This is a genomic window from Ruminococcus sp. YE282 (assembly GCA_900101355.1).
GTDB classification, from domain to species: domain Bacteria; phylum Bacillota; class Clostridia; order Oscillospirales; family Acutalibacteraceae; genus Ruminococcoides; species Ruminococcoides bromii_A.
In genome coordinates this window covers 1-22447 of the sequence record FMUV01000041.1, presented here as the reverse complement: position 1 = coordinate 22447, position 22447 = coordinate 1, and the positions used below count along the sequence as shown (strand labels likewise).

The following is a 22447-nucleotide window of genomic DNA, read 5'->3' as shown; positions in this document are numbered from 1 at the left end:
CGGCACTCATCGTCGATTGTTCTTAAGGATGCATATCCTTTGTCCCTGAAAGCAAACAAGACTGTTTTAAGCAGATTGACCGGATTATATCCCAACCGACCGGTACTTTTTACCTTGCCCTTGAGATACTTCTGAACTCCAATCGCCTCCATTACATGGTCAAACGCTATTACCGGATCAGAAATTTCTAATAAATCTGAAACAAATACTGGAAATCTTCCTTGCTTTGGTGTATAATTGATTTCGGTATTATTGTTCACAAACTTATTATACCACAACAGGCACATAACCGTCCATGCTTTCGGTTATGTGCCTGTCTGTTTTTTGGGGGTGTTGTTTCACAGCGCCTTTTCTTATGCTTAGACAAGTCACGTTTAGTATTATGTACTCTCTGTTATGTTATAGGTGTTTCTCTCAACGTCTATCGCGTATTCTTTCTTGGCGCCGTCGGGCGTTTTTAGAATGAGCTTAGTGTGACCTGCTTTTTTGAAGTCAACATGAACGGCGTAGCTTTCAAGGTCGTCAATATATCTGATTTCCGCATCTCCGTAGCTGCTATCCTCCAAGGTCACATTATAGGAGGGAGAAAGACCTTTGTCATCCCCAACGTTGAAAAGGTCAATGCTGTAAACCGGAGGATTGAACAGGCAGATGGTGATAATCGCAATAACGCCGACCGTGCCGACAGCAGCGCCGACAATTCTGATGATTTTATTCCGGAAAATAAACACGGGATACAGAATCATGGCGGCGGCACAGAACAAAACAATTAAAATATACCGGGGCGCTGAAAACTGAAAATCGGAAAAATACCCCAACAGCGAATACCCCGTCAGCAAAATCATCGGCAAAAGAATGAGATAGCCCCACCACTTGTCTTTTTTCATAAAGTAGCCGACAAAGCCCATCGGGAAGCATAAAAGCGTACAGATAAACCAGAATCTGTAATAGGAGAATAATCCCCAGCCCATTTCCGAAAACGGCACTTGAATGAGGTACACCAGCGGTTGGCTGATTAAGAAAAAGACAAAGCATTTCAGCGCGGAATCAAGATTTGACTTGCTGTTCATGATAATGAGGATTCCAAATAAAATCCAGATTTCAAAGGTAACTGTAATCGCGATGAAGGACGTGCGCAGCAGCGCGGGAATCAGTGCCATCACCGCCGTGAACACGCCCGCGGCGACTGCCGCGATAATGAGCTTCGGCCATGTGAGGTTGATTCCGCCAAATAGTTTTTTCATGCAAAAACTCCTTTAGCTTTTTATTTCATTATACCTGATTGACAGGCGTTGTCAAGAGAAGAACAATTACATTTTGTCTTTTTTCTCAGAGGGCACACGGCAATCAAATAAATTATAGTTTCAAGTTTTCTTGAATATTCAAAAAAGGCGCTGTGAAGAAACGAAGCTAAAAGCTTCCGACTTCACAGCGCCTTTTTGTTTTATTCTATAATTCTTAACAAACAAATATGTAATTAATATTTTAAAATAAATTAGCGTTTACAGTCTGTTCAATTTTCTGCTTTTTACGCCGTCAAATATATTTGTTGCCTTTTTTGCAGTAAATACTGCCAAAGCACCGATTCCTATGCCTAAAACTACCGAAGTTAAAACATCGGACGGAAAGTGTACGTATAAATACAACCTTGAAAAAGATATTAAAACCGCAATCGGAATTGCAAAAAGTCCAAACTTTCTGTTAGCGGCGGTAATAACAAACGCTCCGATTACTGACGCCAGCGTATGTCCTGACGGAAATGAATAATCGCTTGGATTGTTTATCAGCAAATTTACATTTTCTGTCCAGCAAGGTCGTGGACGTGCGATAAGCGGTTTTAGGCACACATTGCTTACAAGAAAACTCAAAGCCAATCCGATGATAAGAGCTAAACCGTATTTACGGTATTTTTTTGAAATTGAAAGTAACAATCCTGACAAAAGCCATATTGCTCCCACATCTCCCAAAACCGTAATTTTAGGCATCAAAAAATCTAAAAAGCCACAGCTGAATGTATTGTGAATACCGTTTAGAATGAACCAATCCGCATTTTGAATAAAGTCAAACATATTAACTCCTTTCTGTTTTGTCAATTGTTTTTCTGAGCTACACCGTTGCAGGTATGTTTGCCTTTTTTTAATTCAGGCAGCCTGAAAAACACCGAAATTACAATTTCGGGAACAACAACGAACGGCAGCACTGCCGCTCCTGCGGCTGACAACTGCGGAAGCTGTAAAAACGAAGAGAACAGCAAAACAGCTAAGATAAAGCCTATAATTGAAGTTCCTGCAAGAAAGCCTCTGAATAAATTGAACGGCAAACTTGCCTTTACCACTCCAGCTAAGCTGACAAAGCCCACAGTCAAATACATAATAAGCGAGGTTTGTGCAGCTTCCAATCCAAGATATGGTGCGGCAAAAAACAAGGCTGTGCAGCACAAAAAAATTGCAATACTGTTTGGCAATGCCGATTTGAGGGCACTATGAAGAAAACTGTTGTCAACCTTTTTATCATTTTTCTCAAATGACATTAAAAATGCCGGAAATGCTTCTATTACTGCATCAATCAAGGTAATTTGAATCGGGATAAACGGAAAATCCGCATTAAACAATAAACATAAAATACAAAGTAAAACGGAATAAATTGTCTTTATAAAGAAAACCCCGGCTGATTTGGTGATATTGTTAATAACTCTTCTTCCCTCTGAGATTACGTTTTTCAGCACCGAGAAGTCCGAATCAAGCAAAACAAGCTGTGCTGTTTGCTTTGCGGCGTCGCTTCCGTTGCCCATGGCAGCCGAACAATCAGCCTGGCGCATTGCCAATAAATCATTTACCCCATCACCTGTCATTGCAACTCTGTGGCCGTCCTTCTGCATAACAGAAATTAGGCATTTTTTCTGTTCGGGAGTTACCCTGCCAAACACGGTATATTTTTTTGCGGCACTTTCAAATTCGTCGTCAATCAAAAGGCTGACGTCAACATATTTATCGGCATTGTTAACGCCCGACAGTCTTGCCGCCGCAGAAGCCGAAAGCGGATTGTCGCCCGAAATCACTTTGACATCTACGCCCTGGTTATAAAAATATTGAATTGTTTGACGTGCGTTTTTTCTTATTTTATCGGCAATAACTATCATTGCTATAACCGTTACGGTTGAAACATCAAACTCTCCCCTGTCTAATCCGACAAAAATTACCCTTTTGCCGTTTGCCATAATAGATGAAACCTCGGGAGGAATACTTTTACACAATTTTTCGGGTGCGCCAATCACAAGTGTGCGACCGTCCTGAAGCATAACTGACGACCATTTGCGCTCGGAAGAAAACGGAACGGTTGAAACGACATTATAACTGTTGCCGTTTGAAGAATCAAAATATGATTTTATTGCCGTAAAGGTTGAATTATTATCGTCAGTATTTCTAATGTATGACAACATCAACTTTTGAAATTCTTTTTCATCTAAATCAGTTTGAACGCTTTCCACGGTAAGGTTTCCCTCGGTCAACGTTCCTGTCTTGTCAAGGCAAACAACGTCGCAATGTGCCAGATTTTCAAGCGAATGAAGTTCTCTTACCAAAACATTTTTCTTGGAAAGGCTTATTACTCCTGCGGCAAGGCCTATACTTATTAGAAGAACAAGCCCCTTGGGCAGCATTCCGAGCAACCCTGCCTATGTTGAAATTACCGCTGTATCTAACGGCGCATTTCGGAAAAAGTAAGCCTGTATAAACATTAAAAGTCCAAGCGGAACAATCAGAAAACTTGTAAATTTAGTTACCTTTTTCATTGAAGAAAGCAATTCCGATTTGCTTTTGCGGGTTTTCTTTACCTCGTCAACCATCTTTGAAGTAAAGGAATCAGCGCTGTCGCAAATTGCCTTTGCCTGACATTTTCCCGAAATGACCGTGCTTCCGGAATATAACTTGCTTCCTATTTGCTTAACAGCCGGCTCCGATTCGCCTTTCAGTATTGCTTCATTAACCTCAAGTTTGCCTGAACTTACAATACAATCGGCACAAATCACCGAACCGCTCTCCAATAAAAGAATATCGCCCTTTTGAATTTCACTCGGCGTGAGTTCATACTCATTGCCGTTTCTCAGCACCGATACCGACGGTTGTGATAACAGCGTAAGCCGCTCAACCTGACGTTTTGCCTTGATTTCCTGAACAATTCCAACAACAGTATTAATAAAAATAATCAGGATAAAAAGAACGTTCTTCCACGCTCCGACAAGACAAAGAGAAATTGCTATTAAAACATTAAGCAGATTGAATACCGTGCAAATATTGTCTTTTAATATTTGCGGTATCGTTTTTGTTGCGTTGTTCATAATTATACTCCTTTGCATTTGCTTTTGTCTGTTACACGCAGAATATAAGCAAAGGTTGGTATAAATTTAATATAAATTTCGGCAAAAAAATCGGCCTCGGATATTCCTAAGCCGATAAGAGCACATAATCAATTTTATTTAACTTTATGTCCGCAGTGACAGCAAAAACAGTCTTTGGAGTTTATTTTTCCGCCGCAGTTATCGCAATGCTCTCCGAGCTGACTTCCGCAGTAAGAACAATACAGATTTTCGTTATTTTGTGCAGCACCGCAAGATGTGCAAACAGTAATGCTGTGCTTGTAAACCTTGTATACTATCACACCCGCAAGATTTGTAAGCAATCCTATAAGTCCCCAATAAAGCGGAGAAAGCTTTAGCTTTGCGGCGTCACTATACAGCCAAAGCGCAACCAACACCCAATATACACAGAAGAAAAACATAGCCAATGCGGCAGATATTTTTATTGCCGTCATTCCGCCGGGCACAGAGGTCGGATTGCTTATAACGTATATTTTGTCGTCATTTTTCTCGCTGTTTATGCAGCTTAACATATATATTGTTTTGGACGAAACCGAACTGTCATAAAAGCTGTCGTCATCATAATCGGAGCGTATTTGGCTGAAATCCTTATTAAGAATTGAGCTGAGCATAAACTCATCGTTTTTTACATACTTAAAAACAGTGTCGGGATATTTTTCGGAAGCAAGGTACTTTTTTTCATCGCCTACCTTTGCAAGCTGTAAATAATCGGAAGCAAATTCAGAGTTCTTTGACGAATAAGTAACCTTGTTATCACTGTTCAAGACAAGAATATCAATAACATCATCGGTTGCAAGGGCTGTTTTGTCAACCGCTGTGCAGAGTTCTTGATAATCATTGTGTTCAAGGGCATTGTCCAAACGTGAATAGTTTATGGCAAAGCTAAGTCTTTCACCGTATATAATTCCGACTGCTGTTACACAACAAATTCCTGCCACAAGTGCAGCAATTACATATATAACTGCTATTTTTTTAAAATTCCATTTTGAAAGTATGTTTTCAAGCTTGTTCATAGCTGTTTCCTCCCCTTTGAGCAATCTCTCCGTTTAACATAATCGGCAAAAGCATTACCACACATAGACTCATAAACAGAATCGGAGCTATCAACACAGTAAGCGATACACCAAAAAATATAAGCAATGCCGGCACAACAATTATAATCACACACAGTATTACAAATAACCGTGACTGTATTTTTTCTCTGCGAATTGCTTTAAGCTCGTCACATTTTTTGTCAATCTCCGGAGTTAAATTCTGAATTAACTTATCTGCATTTTGCTTCATACTTAGTCCTGCCTCTCTTTATCTTTAAACAGTTTTCTCAGCTTAGCCTTGCCGTCGTGAATACGGCTTTTTATTGTTTTTGACTGTACGCCAAAACGTTTTGCAATCTCGGCAAGCGTCAAATCTTCTTCATATTTAAGCCGTATTGCTATCCCCTGTTCGGGAGGAAGATTGTCTATTGCGTTTAACAATTCTTCATATTGAAGTTTTTGGTCAATATCATCCGACAAGCTTCGATTGTCGGCAATAGGCACTTCGTCAATATTCTCCAAATAAATCCTATTGCGCCGCAAATGGTCTATGTAACAGTTCTTTGCAATTGTTATGAGCCATGTGCCAAGGTTTGCGTTTCCGCTCAAATTAAACTTCTCAATATTTTGAATCATTTTAAGAAATACGTCCTGAGTCAAATCCTCCGCCAGTATTTCGTCCTTGGTCGTCTTTATAAGAAACCCTGAAACATACGGGTAATACAGTCTGATAAGCTCATCGAATGCCTGCTTTTCGCCCTTTTGGCACCTTTTGATAAGTGCATTATCTTTCACCGCATTTCCCCCTTCTGCCTTTTATTTAGCTTCCAAATAATTTTAAAACGATATTTAAATCAACATTACCAGCGTACCTGCAACAATCAAACACGACCCCAAAGCGGATTTCTTGGATAATCTTTCTTTGAAAACAAAATACGAAAATGCTATCGACACCAAAATGCTGAGCTTGTCAATCGGAACAACTACGCTTGCCAATCCGTCATGAAGTGCCTTGTAATAGCACAGCCATGAGCCGCCCGTTGCAAGGCCTGAAAGACAAATAAATATTAATTCTTTTGAAGAAATATTTTTTACTGCACTTTGTTTTCTTTTTATAAGTACAATCAGCCAAGCCATTATAAGCACAACGCAGGTTCGTATTGCCGTACCGAGGTTTGACTCAACCACGTCAATACCCACTTTGCCGAGAATTGCCGTCAAGCTTGCAAACACGGTCGAAAGCAAAGCGTATATCAACCACATTCTCCCTTTGGAGTTACCGGAAGTTGCGGATTTCTTTTTTTCAATCATTAAAAAAGTGCCAACGCCTATTAAAATTATTGCCGCTGTATTAATCAAGGTAATTTTCTCACCAAGAAAAATAAATGCCAACAAAATAGTCAGTACCGTGCTTGATTTGTCAATCGGAACAACCTTGTTAATATCTCCAAGCTGCAACGCTTTAAAATAACAAAGCCACGACGCTCCCGTTGACAAACCCGACAAAACAAGAAATACCCAAGTCTTTGTATCAAGCACAATAATTGTTGAAAACGAACCCGAAATCAACACCATTAACCACGAAAACGCAAGCACAACAATTGTGCGAATTGCGGTTGCAACATCGGAATCGGTATTTTTTATTCCGCACTTTGCAAGAATTGCTGTAATTCCGGCGAAAAACGCTGAACCGAATGCAAATAATACCCACATAAAACTCATCTTTCTTTCTGCTTCATAAATTATACGCAGAAGACAATGTTTGGTTGGTAAAAAATTAAAAATTTTCATAAACCAATTACCAAGGCAGGCACATCTTCTGAATTTAATTGAAAACAATGTAAATGCTGTTATCTTTTACAATTATACTTTGGTTTTTTATGATGTACAAGTTAATACACAAAAGATTAAATGTCCCGTTAATTCTTGATTATCTGTGATTTTAAAGGGATAAGAAAATTGTAAAAAACACTTTACTTTGATAATACGGTAATGTATAATATCAATGTGTTGCAAAAATCAAATAATTTCTGCACACCATTCAATTCGGAACAACGCTCTGCTTTGCTTGCAAGGAGCTGAGCCTGTGACCGATTGCAAGCTGTGCAAAGGAACTTTGGCTTTTCAAAAATTCAGTGAAAATCTATTAATCACACTTAATTTTGGAATGGCTTCCGCTGGCTATATAGCGGAAACATTTGCACTTAGATTATACGAAAACGAGGAAATTAACTATGAAAAAACTACTTGCATTTTTAATGGCAGGTCTTATGACCGCAACAGTATTTGCAGGCTGCGGAGAATCAGCCTCTTCAAATTCTTCCGAATCTTCCGACAAGTCGTCATCTTCCGCTTCTGCTGACGGAGACTGGGCTTACATCAAGGACAAAGGCGAAATGGTAATAGGAATTACATATTTCGAGCCGATGAACTATATGGATGAAAACGGCGAACTTACAGGATTTGAAACCGAATTTGCAACAAAGGTTTGCGACCAGCTTGGCGTTAAACCTAAATTCCAGAAAATCGACTGGGATTCCAAGGAAGTTGAACTGAACGCAAAGACAATCGACTGCATTTGGAACGGCTTAACAATCACAGACGAGAGAAAAGAAAATATGGGCATTTCAACTCCGTATATGGAAAACAAGCAGGTTATGGTAACAAAGGCTGAAAACGCTGACAAGTACACATCTGCAGAAGCTCTTTCGGGAGCAACCGTTGTTGCAGAGAAAAAGTCTGCCGGCGAAGAAGTTGCTCAGAGCGACGACTTCTTTAAGCAGGCTACATATGTATCGGTTGACTCACAGGCTAAGGCTCTTCTTGAGGTTAAATCAGGCACAGCAGACATTGCGGTTATTGACTATGTAATGTCAATCGGCACACTTAAAGACGGTTCGGATTATTCTAACCTTTCGGTTATTGAGGACAAGAGCTTTGCGCCCGAACAGTATGGCGTTGCACTTCGAAAGGACAGCACAGAAACACTTGCAAAGCTTGATGACGCTATGCAGGCATTGGCAGATAACGGCGAACTTGAAAAAATTGCCGACAAATACAACTTAAAGGATTTGCTCCTTATCAAAGCAAAATAATTAACAAGCAGGGCTTTTAATGAATCAATTTTTAAACGTAACCGAACAACTTTTAAAAGGTTTTGGAGAAAACAGCTTAATATTTATTGTTACGCTTGTTGCGGCAATACCGATGGGACTCATTGTTTCAATGGGTTCAAGGTCAAGATTTTTTCCGCTCAAGGCGCTGACAAGGACTTTTGTATGGATTATCCGCGGAACGCCTCTTATGCTTCAGCTCTTTGTGGTATTCTATGTTCCTCCGCTTATGTCAAACGGAAGCTTTAATTTTCCGAGAATGAATGCTGCACTGATAGCATTTATAATAAACTATGCGGCATATTTTTCCGAAATATTCCGCGGCGGAATTGAATCTGTACCAAAGGGACAATATGAGGCAGGACAGGTGCTTGGTATGAAGAAATCACAAATTTTCTTCAAAGTCGTTTTGCTTCAGGTAATAAAACGCATTACTGCTCCGATTGGAAATGAAATCATCACACTTGTAAAAGATACTTCGCTTGCAAGTGTTATTGCAATTCCGGAAATACTTATGAATGCCAAAGATTTTTCAATGCAGGGACTTATTTGGCCGCTGTTCTATTCGGCACTGTTCTTCTTGCTGTTCTGCGGTGTGCTTACGCTTCTTTTCTCGTTTATTGAGAAAAAGCTTAACTACTACAAGGGATAAGGAGGAAAGAATATGTCGATGTTGAATGTAGAAAATATTCAAAAATCTTTCGGAAAAACCGAGGTTCTCAAAGATATAAGCTTTTCACTTGAAAAAGGCGAGGTTCTTGCAATAATCGGTTCTTCGGGTTCAGGAAAAACCACTCTGCTGCGTTGTCTTAACTTTCTTGAAACACCTCAAAAGGGCAAAATTACGGTTGACGGCAAAGTTCTTTTTGACAGCAATGACGCTTCCAAAATAAGCGATGTTGCAATCAGACAGAACAGGCTGCATTTCGGTCTTGTGTTTCAATCGTTTAATTTGTTTCCTCAATACAAGGTAATTGATAACATTACACTTGCGCCGTCACTTTTGGCAAAGGAACAAATTAAAAAATACGGCTCATACAAAGGTACAAAGTCATATAAAGAAGCTCAACAGCTTATAAGACAAACCGCAGAATCTCTGCTCGGCAAGGTAGGACTTTCCGAAAAGGCTATGTCATATCCATGTAATCTGAGCGGTGGACAGCAGCAGCGTGTGGCTATTGCACGGGCGCTTGCGCTGAATCCGGACGTACTGTGCTTTGACGAACCCACCTCAGCCCTTGACCCTGAGCTTACCGGAGAAGTTCTTAACGTTATTAAGGGACTAAAAAGTTCGGACAGCACAATGATTGTTGTTACGCATGAAATTGAATTTGCACATGATGTTGCGGACAAAATAATCTTTATGGCTGACGGCTTAATCGCCGAAGAGGGCACGCCTCAGCAAGTTATTGAAAATCCGCAAAATCCAAGAACACAAGCGTTTTTATCAAGATTCAATCAATATTGATTTAACCTGATAAACTTGCTTGGTTAAACAAATATTGTCATAAAACAGAAAAAACTTTTTCTTATTAATTACAAAATAAGCGGCAGCCTTTTAACTGCCGCTTTACTAATTGAATAAAACGTCTTTTCGGCGTACCATAACTATTGGCATTGAGTTTTTTGTATTATGCCGACTTATGCTATCTCAAACTCTGTAAAGTAAACAAATATTAAAAGGTCACAGCACTTAATTGCGCTGTGACCTTATTTTATCTGTTATACTTATTAAACGGGGTGAATCATATTTTCGCTGTCAAGCTTGTCGCCGTTGATTCCAACTTCTGCATTTCTTCTCTTTTTGAAGAAATCAATTGCAACCTTCGGGAACTGAGCATAAGAAAGAACATCTTCAGGCTGTTCAATCCACTCTGAAATTTCACTTCTGAGCTTGTCAAGTTCCGGCTCAAGCAAATCTGCAGGACGACATTTAATAACCTTTTTGTCGCCAATTATCTGCTTCTGGAATTTAGGGTCGATTGGCATTGGAGTTGTACCGTATTCACCGGCAACAAGACCCTTAAATTCGTTAGTGCACATCTTGTAACGCTCACCTGTAATAACGTTAAATACAGCCTGAGTACCGACAATCTGTGAAGTCGGTGTAACAAGCGGAGGATAACCCGCATCCTTACGAACACGCGGAACTTCTTCAAGAACTTTATCAAGCTGATCTTCTCTGCCTGCCTGTTTAAGCTGTGAGAGAAGGTTTGAAAGCATACCGCCCGGAACCTGATAAATCAAAGCCTTTGCATCGGTTGCAAGCATCTTTGGATCAAGAAGACCTGACTTGATGTATTTTTCACGCAATGTCATAAAGTAAGCACGAATATCTGTAAAGTCTTTTATGTCAAGGCCTGTGTCGTACGGCGTACCCTGCAAAGCGGCAATCATAGACTCTGTCGGTGCGTGTGAAGTACCGAGAGCCAGTGGGCTGATTGCAGTATCAATACCGTCTGCGCCTGCTTCAACACCCTTTAACAAGCACATTGAAGCAAGACCGGAAGTATAGTGAGTGTGCAACTGAACAGGCATCTCAGGAAGTGCCTTTTTGATAGCTTTTACAAGATTATAAGTCTTTGTCGGAGTAAGCAATGCAGCCATATCTTTTATACAGATAGAATCTGCGCCTGCATCGGCAATTCTCTTTGCATAATCAACATAGTAGTCATCTGTAAATACAGGACCGGTTGTGTAGCTGATAGCTACCTGAGCGTGTCCGCCCTCTTTTTTTGCAGCCTTGATAGCTGTCTTAAGATTTTTGATATCGTTTAACGCATCAAAAATTCTGATAATATCAATACCGTTTGCAATTGAACGCTGAACCAAATACTCTACGCAATCATCAGCATAGTGACGATATCCGAGCATATTCTGTCCTCTGAAAAGCATCTGAAGCTTTGTATTCGGGCAATGTTCTCTGATAATGCGGAGTCTCTGCCATGGGTCTTCATTCAAAAAACGCAGACAAGCGTCATAAGTTGCGCCGCCCCAACATTCCAGCGAATAATAACCTGCCTTGTCAAGCTTGTCAAGAATAGGGAGCATATCCTCTGTTGTCATTCTTGTGGCAATAAGTGACTGATGTGCGTCACGCAGGGCAGTTTCGGTGATTCTGATTTTCTTTGCCATTTTAGTATCCCCTTTGCAATTTCAGTAAATTAGTTGAGAGTTACAAGAACCTTGCCTGAGTCAACTGACTCTCCCTTTGCAACTTCAACAGTTGCAACAGTACCGTCATTTGTAGCCTTAACAGGGGTTTCCATCTTCATAGCTTCAATAAATACAAGGTCATCGCCTGCTTTAACAGCCTGACCCGGTGTAACAACAACGTTTACAACAGTGCCGGGCATAGGAGCCTTGATTACGATTGAACCTGCGGCACCGCTTGGAGCAGCCGGTTTTGCAGCAGGAGCCGGTGCAGCTGCAGGAGCAGCGGGAGCAGCCTGAGCCGGAGCTGATGATGCGCCAAGTTCTTCAACCTGTACGTCATATGCTGTACCGTTTACGGTAATTCTTAAATTCTTCATGATAATTTCCCCTTTATTATAACAAGTATTATTTTCGTAATTTAATTAAATAGTAGAATGTTTCTTTGCAAGTGTAGAAACGCGCTTGCCGGAAAGCATGTCAAGAGCAGAAATAAGAGTTTGTCTGAGTTCCGACTCGTCGGTAATTCCGTCAACATAACCGTTCTGGGCTGCGTTGAATGCCGAAAGATTTTCCGAAGCAAACTTATCTGCAACTTCTTTTTGCTTTGCAACAGGAACTTTCATTGACTTTGGATCCATAATAAATGCTGCTGCCTCAACGTTTACAGGTGAGATTACCGCATCTGGAAGAGCATAAACCACATCGGCGTTTGCACCTGTGCCTGCAAGAGCGATATAAGCAGAACCGATTGCTTTTCCTGTTACAACAGAAATTTTAACGGTTGTTGCCTCTGCATAAGCAGATGTAAGCTTTGCAGCCGAACCGAGTGATTCAAAGCCCGGACAATTAACAAATGTAATCACAGGGATTGAGAAAGCGTCGCAAAAACGAACAAACTTTGCAGCCTTTGAAGCAGACTTGCAGTCAAGGCTGTTGCCCTTTGTGTTGATAATTCCGACAACCTGTCCGCCGATATGAGCAAGACGAGCCTTTGAATTATCTCCGAAATCATCGTAAAGCTTAAACTTTGCTCCGCCGTCTACTACTTTGCTTACAATGCAACCGCAGTCGCCCGAAGGCTCTTCTTCAAATGTCTGCGGTGCGCTGTTAAGATTGTTTGACGGCAGGTACTGAACAAGCTCTTTTGCCTTTGCAATTGCATCTGCGGTATCTTTTGCAACAACAGAAACATTGCCGTGTTCAGCATTATATTTTGCATCAGCATTTTCGCCTGTAACGGCAAGAGAAAGCTGGGCCTTTTCACTCATAATCACAAAATCAGCACTTACTGCGTTAAGTGCGCTTGTACCGAGGCAAGTGCCGAGTACAACAGAAACCTGAGGAACCACACCCGAAAGAACAGCGGCACTGTTAAGAACATCTCCGCAGCCTGCAAGAAGCTCTGTTCCCTGCTTAAGTCTTCCGCCTACGCTGTCATAAAAGCCAACAACGGGAGCACCTGTTTTAAGTGCAAGATTATAAACCTTTTTAAGTTTTGCAGCCTGAGCCTTGCTCATAGCACCGCCGCAGATATCGCTGTTTTGCGCGAACGCATAAACAGGAAGTCCGTCAACCGTTCCGAATCCTGCAACAGCTTCGGCAAATCCGTCGCCCGACTTTGCAAAGGCGTCAATCTCGCAAAAGCTTCCCTCATCAAAAAAATCAGTAATCGTCTTATATGCGGAAGTTGCCGCAATTTCGGACTTTGCCTGATTGATTTTTTCAATACTCATCTAAATTCCTCCAATGCCGTAATTATTACGTCCGTCCTCTGCGGGGTAAATCAAAAGTGCGAAAAAGGACATAATACTCAAAAATGAAATGCAAAATACAAAAACGTAATTTGCATAGTATTATTTATACATATTATATTATACCGCATTTCCCTGAAAAGTACAAGAAAAAAGCCGATATATTATGCATTTTTTTACAGAATATATATTTATCAAACCAAAACTTATAAATTATGTTGAATTTACACTAATCTGATTATTAACAAAAATTATATTTTATCTATAAATTTAAACTGCAATCAAAAAACACGGATTATTATATTGTTCTTCCGTTTACAATCGGATTTGACAGAAGTTTTTTCACCTCATTTTCGGTAAGGTCACGCCAGTCGCCCTGCTTTAACATTCCCATTTTCACTCCGCCGATTTGGGTTCTCTTAAGTCTTGCAACCTCAAGTCCGACAGCTTCGCACATTTTACGAATTTCACGGTTTTTGCCCTCATGCAGAATCATCTCAAGTACAACTCTGCCCTGTTCCTTGTGAATAACGTGAACAATCGCAGGCGCAGTCTTTTTGCCGTCGATTTCAACTCCTGTTTCAAGCTTTATCAGCTGTTCCTCGTCAATTGTCGGACGTACTGTTACACGGTAAATTTTATAAACTCCGTTTCTGGGATGCATAACCTTGTTTGCAAACTCACCGTCATTTGTAAACACCAACATTCCCTCGGAATCTTTATCAAGCCTGCCAATCGGATAAACCCTCTCGCCCACATTGCTGACAAGCTGTGCAACGCACTTTCTGCCGCGGTCATCGTTCATTGTGGTTATAAATCCTCTCGGTTTGTTCAGCATAATGTAACGGAATTTTGTTTTGGGCATAACAATTCTTTTGCCCTTTAAGAACACCTTATCCTCTGCCGTAACCTTGTCGCCGAGAACAGCGGCTTTTCCGTTTACCTTAACGCTTCCGTTAAGAATCATTTCCTCAGCCTTGCGGCGGGAAGCAATTCCGCATTGTGAAATAAATTTTTGAAGTCTTATCGGTTCATTTTTAGCCATTTGAAAATAATTCCTTTATCTTATTAAATATATTGTTATTCTTTTTAGCTTCAACTGTATCGACGGCAGTAATGTTTACGCTTGAAACCACTTTTGTATCGACAATATAATCAATTCTTCCGACATTCTGCCCTTTTTTAACAGGTGCATAAAAAAAGCTGTCAATATACACCTTTCGCTCAAGCTCAGATTTGCTTTCGACAGGCAATACGATTGAAGCGTCTTTTTCCGCAATAACGGAAACGTTGTCTTCTTGGCCTCCCACGCACGGAACATCGGCTGCAAAGTCGCTGTCACTGCAATCTACCCGGCAATATCTCTCATAACCGTAATTATATAGGGCGGTATGGTCTTTCCAATCATTTCGGTCGTTCATTGTAACGCAGACAAACGTTAAACCGTCTTTTTTTGCCGATGTAACAAGGCACCTGCCTGCCGCCTGAGTATATCCGGTTTTTCCGCCCGTGCAATATTCATAAAGCGACAAAAGCCGATTATGATTTGAATATGTAATATGTTTATCAGGTTCTGCAAAATCTACCTTTGCACTCTTTTTTGATGTAAGATTAGCAAAATCTTCATTTTCAAGCGCATACGACATCAGCAAAGCCATATCAAAAGCCGTTGAATAGTGATTATCGTCATCTAAGCCGCTTGGAGTTACAAAATGGGTGTTTTTCATACCTATTTGCTCTGCTCGCTCATTCATTCGCTTTGAAAAATCTTCAAAACTGTCTGAAATTGACAAAGCCGCAGCATTTGCGGCATCATTACCTGATGACATCATCATTCCGACAGCCAAATCGCTCAGGTGCACCTTTTCGCCGATTCCAAGATACATCGAACTGCCCTCGGCAACCATATCTTTGGTAAACGTAATTACTCTGTCAGACGAGGCTGCCTCTTCAAGCACAATCAGAGAAGTCATAATTTTTGTCGTGCTTGCGGGTTTCATCTTCTTGTTTTCATTTTTTGAGGCAATAATTTGACCGTTGTCAGCGCAATATAAGACATAAGCCTCAGCCGAAACGCCTAAATTATCAGACTTTTCACTTTCTTCAGCCAAGGCATACGGCAAAGTGATAACCGCCATAACTACCGCAAGAAAAATTGAAACAGCTTTTTTCATAAGGACACCCCCTGCATATTTTATGCAAAGGGTTGTTTGGTTATGACGTTACACGTCTATATCATCAACTGTGATTTCTGAAAAATCATCTTTTGAATCTTTTTTATCCTTTTTGTCCTTCTTAAAAATACCTTTTACGGTGTCAACCACATCCGGTATAATTCCCAAAAGCTTATCGGCTCCGCATTCGCTGTTGTCAACAGGAATCAAATGAACATCACCCTGATAAACAGTGAGAAAGGCAACAGGCTGAATCGTTACGCCTGCACCGCTGCCGCCGCCAAAACAATCTTTGTTTTCTTTTTTGGTAGGAAGGTCAGAACCGCCTGCCGCAAATCCGTAGCTCACCTTTGAAACGGGAATAACAAGCGTTCCGTCAGCCGCTGTTATCGGTTCTCCGACAATTGTGTTTACGTCAATCATCTCTTTGATTTTATCCATTGTTGAATCCATAAGGTTTCCAATCGGATGTTCCATTTTTGTTCCTCCTTATTGCTTTAAAAGAATAATTATTGCAACATATTTTATCAAGTGCAATATATTCTAAAACTTACTGAATTTTAATCATTCGTCTTTTATTTCAAACATTAATTTAATGCCCTTAACGCCGTATTTAATTATAAGACCCGCAATCCATAAAGCAAGTATTCTCGCCTTTAAGTCAAAATAAATACTTGCCTTTGATTTTTTATCAAAATCAGGTGCAAGGTCGATGCCGCATTTTTTGCACTTTGCCGCTCCTGTTATTATGCCTACCGCAGGATAAACGGCGGCACAGAGTTTGCCGTATTTAATTGCCGTATCGGCGGCATCATTTCCTGAAATTGTAATACTCAGCATAAATCTGTTTATTATTATGTGCTTAAAAAAGTCTTTTAATGCATCCTTGGCAAGCTCTGCAACTTTTTTTATTAAATTGATAAACCAAGACAAACCCTTTTCTTGCAAAAGGTTCGGTTTCTTCTCTTTTGATTCTTCTTGCTTTTCCTGCCCTGGTTCTTTCTTTTTAACTTTTTTCTTTTTTTCCTTTTTGGGTTTTGGCGGATAAATTGTTATCGGAACAAAGCCAATCCTTAATTTGCACAAAAAATCATTTTCATATTTTATTGTTATGCTGACGGGAACTAACAGCAAAAGAAAAATTGCCAACAATATTCCAAGCAATATATATAACCAAAGCAAGGCAATTTCCCTCCGTAAAAGTTAGCCTGATTTATAAATCAATAAAGCAAATCTATTCTTCTCCGCCGTTATCTGAATTATCGGATTTTTCATCTAAACCCGAATCTTCAACATTCTGTTCATTATTTTCTCTGTTTTCTTCGTCATTGCTTTCCTCATCATTTTCGGGAAGCGGCGGAAGCTCGTCGATGCTTGATATATTAAAACATCTGAGAAAATTCTCGGTTGTACCGTACAAAAGCGGTCTTCCGGGCAATTCAAGTCTGCCCTTTTCTTCAACCAAACCCTTTGCTGTAAGGCTTCCTATTACTCCGCTGCAATCAACGCCCCTGACCTGCTCAACAAAAGCCTTTGTTACAGGTTGATTGTAGGCAACTACGGCAAGCACCTCAAGCGCTGCCTGAGAAAGCGGAGTGTTTCTTCTCAAGTCCATAACCGTGCGAATCTGAGGAGCATACTCTTTACAGGAAACCATTTGATATGAATTATCAAGCTTTATTATGGTTATGCCCCGTTTTTCGGATGAATAATCCTTTATAAGCTCAGAAATACACTCGTCTACCTTTTTTTCTGTTATTTCAAGTGCCTTTGCGAGTCTTGAAGTCTCAACAGACGCACCGTTTGAAAACAAAATTGCTTCAATTGCGGCAGAAATATTTTCAACAGCCATCACCGCACCTCATCTTTCTCAATCATATATACAATTGCGTTTTCGCCCGAACCGTCAATACGCACACGTTTTCCCTTTACAAGCTCCAAAGTTGCGAGAAACGTTGCAACGAGTTCGCTTTTGCCCTCGCACGCTTCAAAAATTTCATGGTATTCAAGCCTGTTTCCGTGTCTTAGCCTGCGCATCAGATGTATAATTTTGCTGTTGACCGATACTATCTTGTGCGATACAATGCCCGAAAATGCCTGTTCCGACGGCGGAAGTTTTCGCTTGCCGCGTCCCACTGCGCTGACATATGCCGCAGCTATATCAGTTGGCGGATGACTTCTTTTATATGTAAGGTCATACTCAACCGGCGAAGCATCTCTGTAATAGGTGTCAAAATCATAAATTGTTCCAAGCTTTGCGGCAATTTCTCTGCAAACCGCATATTCAAGCAGCTGACCGGACAATTCTTTTTTGAGTTCTTCAGCTTCTTCCTCGTATTTTGGCAGGAGCATTACGGATTTTATGTAGACAAGGCGTGATGCCATTGTCAAAAACTCGGAAGCTATGTCCATTTGGTCTTCCTGCATACGATTGATTTGCTCCATATATTGGTCAAGCAAATCGGAAATCTGAATATCATAAATATCTATTTTATTTTTAGAAATCAGCGTTAAAAGTAGGTCAAGCGGTCCTTCAAACACGGGCAGCTTGTATTGAAGTTGTGTTTCCATTGCCGCCCTCCTAAAAATCAGTGAATAAAGATTCTGAACGGCAGCGATGTAAGCCAGTTAATGCCGTAGGAAATTCCGCTGGTAGCCCAGTTGATAATTCCGTTTAGTGCTCCGAGATACATAAGAGCAAAGAGTACAATAAAGAAAATTGTCTGATATTTGTAAAAGAAATTCACAGCGGAATCAGGCAAAAACATAAATAACACCTTTGAGCCGTCAAGCGGCGGTATGGGAATCAAGTTGAAAACCGCAAGGGTGATATTTGAAGAAATATAAAAACTAAGAAAATAGTATACAAACATACCAAATCCGCTGTAAAAGAAAGTCGGGGCGAGATAATACACACAATTATAAATCAAATAACCTGCCATTGCCGCAACTATGTTTGCAACGGGTCCCATAATTGCCGTTACAGCCATACCGACCTTTGGGTTTTTGAAGTTGCGAGGGTCAATCGGCACCGGCTTTGCCCAACCGAATCCGACAAGAAGCATAAACAATGCTCCGACAGGGTCAATGTGGCTAAGCGGATTAAACGAAAGTCTGCCGCGCTGTTTGATAGCTTTATCGCCCAAAAGTGAGGCTGTAAATGCATGAGCCCACTCGTGGAACGGCAAAATTAAAAATATAATTACAAGTACGGCAAAAATCTCAGCCACTATTGACTGAAAGGTAAATCTGCCGCTTAAAAGCTGAAAAAGCATATTGACCTCCAAAATAAATAAAATAGCCCGAATAAAAAGGACTTGAATTAAGGTAATATTCAGTATAAAATATAACTATGATTAAAATGTAACATTTATATGACAAAAATCGGTATTTTATCGCTACAAAGTAATCATTATTTATTATATAATAAAACACATAAAAAAACAAGTTAAGAAATTTTCAAAAAACACTTGCATTTTTTCTCATTTTCTGTTATTATAATAAAGTTAGATATAGATTTTGAATTGTTTAAGGAGGTGCAGACGCATGGCAAAATGTGAATTCTGCGGTAAGGATGTAAAGTTCGGCATCAAGGTATCTCACTCTCACAGACGTTCCAACAGAACATGGAAGCCCAACGTTCAGCGCGTTAAGGCTATTGTTGACGGTTCACCGAAGCGTGTATATGCTTGCACCCGTTGTTTGCGTTCAGGTAAGGTTACCAGAGCTAACTGATTCTTATGAAATTACAAAACAGCTTCACCAAATTGGTGAAGCTGTTTTTTTGCAAACAAAATAAATAAAGAGCATCTTAAAAAGCCTGTTGTTGATGATTTGACAATAGGCTTTTTAGTTTAGTTAGAATCAATACCATTAAGCATAAGTTTTGCTTCTTCTATTCCATCTTCTAAAGCTTTTATACTTCTATCTTTTGACAATACAAAATAATTTTTTGACAGCATATCTAAGAAAGATTCAAAGATACTTAAAAGCTTACGTGGAACATCAATTGTACAGCAAAAATTCTTTTTATTTGTAACACTGTTAACATTATAAAGTAAAATTTCCGATGCAATTAGATTAATATCAAATTTTATGTCTAAAAATTCAGATTCATAAAATTTATATTCTCCGCCGGCTTTTATATAATTTAAAATTCGCTCAAGAACCTCAATCCTCTGTTTTACAGTCAGCGGCTCTGTATAATCATTACTAATAAAAAGTTCGTCCTTTCCGGTTTTAATAAATCTTCTTATTCCCTCAACAGGTGCAAAATTTTTGGTGTTTATCTCAGTATCCTTGCTTGTATTTGTAAGTTGCTTATAAATTTTGATACTTTCGTCAATAAGGTGCTCATAATTATCTATCTCGGCTTCTGAAAATATATGCATCCAATGTTCTTTTGATAACAACGGAAGTATGCAAAGCCCCGAACTAACACCTGAAAAACCTGTCATTTTTGAAAGACATCCGGAAAAAACAGATGGTAATTCAGGCAAATCGTAAAATTTTGAAGAAAACTTTTTGCATTTTTCAATATTTGATAGGAATTGATTTTTGTATATATCTATAATCTCTCTGTTCTCATCAGTAAAAAGCATAGCTTTATTTATTTTGTTTGAAATCAAAATAACCCTTTCGCTTGTTATTATATAGTACGGAAAAATTAGCGACAAATCCGATTGAATATTTGCTTCGGCGAAACAGTAATAGGGACAGTAACCGTCAAACATTATCGGAAATAAACTTGAAAGCAATTTAAAGTTTGTATATTTGTTGTTTTCGCCTGTTGAAAAACAAACAATATTTTTTAAATCAATCTTCTCTCTCAAATTACGATAAGGCAAATGCATCATACTCAATAGATTATATTGCAGCAAGTCTACATTAAACCATATGCAAGGGTGTTTTTTCTGCATTTCTAATGCAATTACACCTTGCACAGCCTCTTTTACCATCATTTCTCCGTCTATTATACATTTGTCGTTTAATTTTTCTTCATTTACAGGTATGTTTTCAAAACTAATCAATTCATCGTAAAAAAACGTATCGTTGTAACCATTTAACGAGTGCTTTATTTCATTAAAGACCTCATAATCATCGCCATAAATCTCTTTATGGTAAAGTTCTATTAAATCTTGTCTTTCCTGCTCTGTTATGTCCAATAAGTCTATTAGTTGAACAAAAAGTTCTCCGCTTATCTTTCTTTTGCCATTTAAAATACTGTTTAACGTTCCTCGATCATAATTCAAAGTTTTTGCAGCAGTTCTTATTGAATATCCCGTAGACACAACATACTTTTTTAACGTTTTACCAAGTTCGAACATTTTTTACCTCCTATGTTTTAAAATTTCACCATAGCTTGTATATCAAGAATATCAAAAATTTTCTTTAAAAGCAAGTACAACTAAAAATTCACAAAATGTGTGCGCAAAAATTTTTGCCACACATTTTGCCACATATTGTAAAAATGAAAACTAATATGTAGAATAATAAAAAAGTTTAAGCATCGTATTACATAAGTTGTTTAAATTTGAAAGGACGGTTTAAAATGGATTACAAAAAAACAATGGAATATCTATCTATATTACTTGATATGGAAAAAAACATCTATATTCAAGAAAAAACTATTGAGAATCTGTATGCAGAACGCAATTCATTGGGGATAAAAAATAGAATAGAGTTGCCAATTCCCGAAAGTGCAAGCACTGATTACTTCGATTATATGGTAACAACAGGTTTCGTTTTTTGGATTATAGGTCTCATTATTATAATTATTGCTAAATGGAAGGATTTTTGGGAAAGTTCTGGTATTTTTGCAATCATAATTGTTCCTATTATTGCTGGAATAATTGCATTATTTATTGGTTTGGCTGGTGCATTAATTATTGGACCTTTTGTCGCCGCACATTATAAAAGCAAAGAGCAAAACAATCTTGATGCTCAATATAAATATCAATTAGATGAATATAATAAATTATGTGATGCAGAAGAAAAGCGTATAAAAAATGAGAATGTCATTCGAGCAAAAATTCAGCAAGAAATAACAATATTAGAAAATAAATATAATGAGTCTAAAAAAATATTAGATGAATTCTATAATTACAATATAATAAGTGAAAACTACTGGCACAATATAATTGCAATAAGCTCTTTTTATCAATACTTTTTAGAAAAGCGAACATACAGTCTTGAATTTAATCCCAAAAATGGAGACAAAGGTGCTTATAACATATATAGAGAAGAAGCACAGCGAGGGGTAATTATAATACAATTGTCTAAAGTATTGGATAAATTAGACCAAATAGTAGAAAATCAAGAACAGCTTCAAAATACAATGTACGAGGCAAATAAAAAAATCTCATATCTTTCTGATGATATGAGATATATGTCAAAGGAAATTAATTCCTCAATAAACGAGCAAACTGCAATCGAATCATACAATGCTGAACGAACACAAGCTGAACTTGAATTTATGAATACTATGAATGCAATTTATAGCTGGCATTAACACTATTTTAGAGACCGCCGAAAAGTTTGTGTAAAAGTGAATAATAGACTTCCTTTCAAGCAATAATGGAAACAGAAAAATTAAAGCTTGAAAGGAAGTTTTTTTAATGGAAAAAGTACCGGCAGAAATGATGAGAGAATTTGTAAGAAGTCAGAAATTCACCTCAACAGATGAAGTTATGACAGCAATGAAAAATATGTTCAAGGACATTCTTCAGGAGGTTATGGAATGTGAGCTTGCAGATGAGCTCGGCTACGAGAAAAGCGAAAGAACGTCGAATGATGAGTGTAGCAATAAGTCGAAAAATTACAGAAACGGCTACTAAAAAAAGAC

At 38.9% G+C, this 22447-nt stretch carries 25 protein-coding genes and 1 pseudogene; 6 read left to right on the top strand and 20 right to left on the bottom strand.

Annotated elements, in window-relative coordinates:
• From BLP46_RS10940 to BLP46_RS10905, 9 genes are all read right to left on the bottom strand, one after another.
• Nucleotides 1-287, bottom strand: a 287-nt coding sequence (locus BLP46_RS10940; protein ID WP_502685995.1) for a transposase, incomplete at its 3' end; no start/stop codon positions are given.
• Nucleotides 288-380: 93 nt separating this feature from the next.
• Entirely contained in the window at nucleotides 381-1244 is an 864-nt protein-coding gene (locus BLP46_RS10935) for a hypothetical protein (RefSeq protein ID WP_092978911.1), read from the bottom strand.
• 258 nt (nucleotides 1245-1502) lie between these two features.
• Complete coding sequence (locus tag BLP46_RS10930) at nucleotides 1503-2069, bottom strand: phosphatase PAP2 family protein (RefSeq protein WP_092978909.1); 567 nt, start codon at nucleotides 2067-2069, stop codon at nucleotides 1503-1505.
• 20 nt (nucleotides 2070-2089) lie between these two features.
• Nucleotides 2090-3658, bottom strand: coding sequence for an HAD-IC family P-type ATPase (locus BLP46_RS10925; RefSeq protein ID WP_318259591.1), 1569 nt, complete (start codon nucleotides 3656-3658; stop codon nucleotides 2090-2092).
• Nucleotides 3659-3673: 15 nt separating this feature from the next.
• Complete coding sequence (locus BLP46_RS13375; protein ID WP_318259590.1) at nucleotides 3674-4336, bottom strand: P-type ATPase actuator domain-containing protein; 663 nt, start codon at nucleotides 4334-4336, stop codon at nucleotides 3674-3676.
• Nucleotides 4337-4470: 134 nt separating this feature from the next.
• Nucleotides 4471-5388 carry a zinc ribbon domain-containing protein gene (locus BLP46_RS10920; protein ID WP_092978907.1) on the bottom strand — a complete coding sequence of 306 codons (918 nt, stop codon included), beginning with the start codon at nucleotides 5386-5388 and terminating at the stop codon, nucleotides 4471-4473.
• Nucleotides 5375-5659: a hypothetical protein gene (locus BLP46_RS10915; RefSeq protein ID WP_092978905.1), complete on the bottom strand. Its 285-nt coding sequence runs from the start codon at nucleotides 5657-5659 to the stop codon at nucleotides 5375-5377. Before BLP46_RS10915 ends, BLP46_RS10920 begins: the two co-directional genes overlap by 14 nt.
• 2 nt (nucleotides 5660-5661) lie before the next feature.
• Nucleotides 5662-6204 carry an RNA polymerase sigma factor gene (locus tag BLP46_RS10910; protein ID WP_092978903.1) on the bottom strand — a complete coding sequence of 181 codons (543 nt, stop codon included), beginning with the start codon at nucleotides 6202-6204 and terminating at the stop codon, nucleotides 5662-5664.
• 54 nt (nucleotides 6205-6258) lie between these two features.
• Nucleotides 6259-7122 (bottom strand): EamA family transporter, encoded by an 864-nt coding sequence (locus tag BLP46_RS10905; protein WP_092978912.1) that lies wholly within the window; start codon nucleotides 7120-7122, stop codon nucleotides 6259-6261.
• Nucleotides 7123-7643: 521 nt separating this feature from the next.
• Between BLP46_RS10905 and BLP46_RS10900 the strand changes: the two genes are divergently transcribed.
• From BLP46_RS10900 to BLP46_RS10890, 3 genes are read left to right on the top strand one after another with little or no spacing between them, the layout of a single operon-like run.
• Nucleotides 7644-8504: a transporter substrate-binding domain-containing protein gene (locus BLP46_RS10900; RefSeq protein WP_092978901.1), complete on the top strand. Its 861-nt coding sequence runs from the start codon at nucleotides 7644-7646 to the stop codon at nucleotides 8502-8504.
• Between the two features lie 19 nt (nucleotides 8505-8523).
• Nucleotides 8524-9174 (top strand): amino acid ABC transporter permease, encoded by a 651-nt coding sequence (locus BLP46_RS10895; RefSeq protein WP_092978899.1) that lies wholly within the window; start codon nucleotides 8524-8526, stop codon nucleotides 9172-9174.
• 12 nt (nucleotides 9175-9186) lie between these two features.
• On the top strand, nucleotides 9187-9990 hold the full coding sequence (locus tag BLP46_RS10890; protein ID WP_092978897.1) for an amino acid ABC transporter ATP-binding protein: 804 nt from the start codon (nucleotides 9187-9189) through the stop codon (nucleotides 9988-9990).
• Nucleotides 9991-10253: 263 nt separating this feature from the next.
• Here the strand turns inward: BLP46_RS10890 and BLP46_RS10885 are convergent, their stop codons facing one another.
• The 10 genes from BLP46_RS10885 to BLP46_RS10840 all read right to left on the bottom strand — a co-directional run bounded on the left by BLP46_RS10885 (nucleotide 10254) and on the right by BLP46_RS10840 (nucleotide 18878).
• Complete coding sequence (locus BLP46_RS10885; protein ID WP_092978895.1) at nucleotides 10254-11657, bottom strand: oxaloacetate decarboxylase subunit alpha; 1404 nt, start codon at nucleotides 11655-11657, stop codon at nucleotides 10254-10256.
• Between the two features lie 29 nt (nucleotides 11658-11686).
• On the bottom strand, nucleotides 11687-12055 hold the full coding sequence (locus BLP46_RS10880; protein WP_092978893.1) for a biotin/lipoyl-containing protein: 369 nt from the start codon (nucleotides 12053-12055) through the stop codon (nucleotides 11687-11689).
• A 45-nt stretch (nucleotides 12056-12100) separates the two neighbouring features.
• Nucleotides 12101-13411 (bottom strand): carboxyl transferase domain-containing protein, encoded by a 1311-nt coding sequence (locus BLP46_RS10875; protein ID WP_092978891.1) that lies wholly within the window; start codon nucleotides 13409-13411, stop codon nucleotides 12101-12103.
• A gap of 316 nt (nucleotides 13412-13727) precedes the next feature.
• Nucleotides 13728-14474, bottom strand: a complete 747-nt coding sequence (locus BLP46_RS10870) for a pseudouridine synthase (RefSeq protein ID WP_092978889.1) — start codon at nucleotides 14472-14474, stop codon at nucleotides 13728-13730.
• The gene (locus tag BLP46_RS10865) at nucleotides 14467-15603 is read right to left on the bottom strand and encodes a D-alanyl-D-alanine carboxypeptidase family protein (protein ID WP_092978888.1); all 1137 of its coding nucleotides are present in this window, start codon (nucleotides 15601-15603) and stop codon (nucleotides 14467-14469) included. The genes BLP46_RS10870 and BLP46_RS10865 overlap by 8 nt, the downstream gene beginning before the upstream one ends.
• Nucleotides 15604-15651: 48 nt before the next feature.
• Nucleotides 15652-16080 carry a GerW family sporulation protein gene (gene ytfJ, locus BLP46_RS10860; protein WP_092978887.1) on the bottom strand — a complete coding sequence of 143 codons (429 nt, stop codon included), beginning with the start codon at nucleotides 16078-16080 and terminating at the stop codon, nucleotides 15652-15654.
• Nucleotides 16081-16167: 87 nt separating this feature from the next.
• Nucleotides 16168-16785, bottom strand: a complete 618-nt coding sequence (locus BLP46_RS10855; protein ID WP_092978886.1) for a DUF2953 domain-containing protein — start codon at nucleotides 16783-16785, stop codon at nucleotides 16168-16170.
• A gap of 52 nt (nucleotides 16786-16837) precedes the next feature.
• Nucleotides 16838-17455: an SMC-Scp complex subunit ScpB gene (gene scpB / locus BLP46_RS10850; RefSeq protein WP_092978884.1), complete on the bottom strand. Its 618-nt coding sequence runs from the start codon at nucleotides 17453-17455 to the stop codon at nucleotides 16838-16840.
• A complete protein-coding gene (locus BLP46_RS10845) occupies nucleotides 17455-18174 on the bottom strand; it encodes a segregation and condensation protein A (RefSeq protein ID WP_092978883.1) in 720 nt (239 codons plus the stop codon). The genes scpB and BLP46_RS10845 overlap by 1 nt, the downstream gene beginning before the upstream one ends.
• Nucleotides 18175-18191: 17 nt before the next feature.
• The gene (locus BLP46_RS10840; RefSeq protein ID WP_092978881.1) at nucleotides 18192-18878 is read right to left on the bottom strand and encodes a site-2 protease family protein; all 687 of its coding nucleotides are present in this window, start codon (nucleotides 18876-18878) and stop codon (nucleotides 18192-18194) included.
• Between the two features lie 271 nt (nucleotides 18879-19149).
• Here BLP46_RS10840 and rpmB point away from each other — a divergent pair, with 271 nt between their 5' ends.
• The gene (gene rpmB / locus BLP46_RS10835) at nucleotides 19150-19338 is read left to right on the top strand and encodes a 50S ribosomal protein L28 (protein ID WP_015523414.1); all 189 of its coding nucleotides are present in this window, start codon (nucleotides 19150-19152) and stop codon (nucleotides 19336-19338) included.
• A gap of 119 nt (nucleotides 19339-19457) precedes the next feature.
• Here the strand turns inward: rpmB and BLP46_RS10830 are convergent, their stop codons facing one another.
• Nucleotides 19458-20930 carry a helix-turn-helix domain-containing protein gene (locus BLP46_RS10830; RefSeq protein ID WP_092978880.1) on the bottom strand — a complete coding sequence of 491 codons (1473 nt, stop codon included), beginning with the start codon at nucleotides 20928-20930 and terminating at the stop codon, nucleotides 19458-19460.
• Between the two features lie 224 nt (nucleotides 20931-21154).
• Between BLP46_RS10830 and BLP46_RS10825 the strand changes: the two genes are divergently transcribed.
• Nucleotides 21155-22114: a hypothetical protein gene (locus BLP46_RS10825; protein WP_092978878.1), complete on the top strand. Its 960-nt coding sequence runs from the start codon at nucleotides 21155-21157 to the stop codon at nucleotides 22112-22114.
• Nucleotides 22115-22220: 106 nt separating this feature from the next.
• A pseudogene (locus tag BLP46_RS10820) lies at nucleotides 22221-22436 on the top strand (transposase); the annotation flags it as partial.
• Nucleotides 22437-22447: the final 11 nt, after the last annotated feature.

Excerpts from the sequence above, each read along its gene's own strand:
- BLP46_RS10935 (WP_092978911.1), bottom strand. The coding sequence starts at position 1,244 with ATGAAAAAACTATTTGGCGGAATCAACCTCACATGGCCGAAGCTCATT.
- BLP46_RS10875 (WP_092978891.1), bottom strand. The coding sequence starts at position 13,411 with ATGAGTATTGAAAAAATCAATCAGGCAAAGTCCGAAATTGCGGCAACT.
- BLP46_RS10870 (WP_092978889.1), bottom strand. The coding sequence starts at position 14,474 with ATGGCTAAAAATGAACCGATAAGACTTCAAAAATTTATTTCACAATGC.
- BLP46_RS10900 (WP_092978901.1), top strand. The coding sequence starts at position 7,644 with ATGAAAAAACTACTTGCATTTTTAATGGCAGGTCTTATGACCGCAACA.
- ytfJ (WP_092978887.1), bottom strand. The coding sequence starts at position 16,080 with ATGGAACATCCGATTGGAAACCTTATGGATTCAACAATGGATAAAATC.
- BLP46_RS10890 (WP_092978897.1), top strand. The coding sequence starts at position 9,187 with ATGTCGATGTTGAATGTAGAAAATATTCAAAAATCTTTCGGAAAAACC.
- BLP46_RS10845 (WP_092978883.1), bottom strand. The coding sequence starts at position 18,174 with ATGGAAACACAACTTCAATACAAGCTGCCCGTGTTTGAAGGACCGCTT.
- BLP46_RS10915 (WP_092978905.1), bottom strand. The coding sequence starts at position 5,659 with ATGAAGCAAAATGCAGATAAGTTAATTCAGAATTTAACTCCGGAGATT.
- BLP46_RS10865 (WP_092978888.1), bottom strand. The coding sequence starts at position 15,603 with ATGAAAAAAGCTGTTTCAATTTTTCTTGCGGTAGTTATGGCGGTTATC.
- BLP46_RS10880 (WP_092978893.1), bottom strand. The coding sequence starts at position 12,055 with ATGAAGAATTTAAGAATTACCGTAAACGGTACAGCATATGACGTACAG.
- BLP46_RS10920 (WP_092978907.1), bottom strand. The coding sequence starts at position 5,388 with ATGAACAAGCTTGAAAACATACTTTCAAAATGGAATTTTAAAAAAATA.
- rpmB (WP_015523414.1), top strand. The coding sequence starts at position 19,150 with ATGGCAAAATGTGAATTCTGCGGTAAGGATGTAAAGTTCGGCATCAAG.
- BLP46_RS10905 (WP_092978912.1), bottom strand. The coding sequence starts at position 7,122 with ATGTGGGTATTATTTGCATTCGGTTCAGCGTTTTTCGCCGGAATTACA.
- BLP46_RS10885 (WP_092978895.1), bottom strand. The coding sequence starts at position 11,657 with ATGGCAAAGAAAATCAGAATCACCGAAACTGCCCTGCGTGACGCACAT.
- BLP46_RS10930 (WP_092978909.1), bottom strand. The coding sequence starts at position 2,069 with ATGTTTGACTTTATTCAAAATGCGGATTGGTTCATTCTAAACGGTATT.
- scpB (WP_092978884.1), bottom strand. The coding sequence starts at position 17,455 with ATGGCTGTTGAAAATATTTCTGCCGCAATTGAAGCAATTTTGTTTTCA.
- BLP46_RS10825 (WP_092978878.1), top strand. The coding sequence starts at position 21,155 with ATGGATTACAAAAAAACAATGGAATATCTATCTATATTACTTGATATG.
- BLP46_RS10840 (WP_092978881.1), bottom strand. The coding sequence starts at position 18,878 with ATGCTTTTTCAGCTTTTAAGCGGCAGATTTACCTTTCAGTCAATAGTG.
- BLP46_RS10830 (WP_092978880.1), bottom strand. The coding sequence starts at position 20,930 with ATGTTCGAACTTGGTAAAACGTTAAAAAAGTATGTTGTGTCTACGGGA.
- BLP46_RS10895 (WP_092978899.1), top strand. The coding sequence starts at position 8,524 with ATGAATCAATTTTTAAACGTAACCGAACAACTTTTAAAAGGTTTTGGA.
- BLP46_RS10925 (WP_318259591.1), bottom strand. The coding sequence starts at position 3,658 with ATGCTGCCCAAGGGGCTTGTTCTTCTAATAAGTATAGGCCTTGCCGCA.
- BLP46_RS13375 (WP_318259590.1), bottom strand. The coding sequence starts at position 4,336 with ATGAACAACGCAACAAAAACGATACCGCAAATATTAAAAGACAATATT.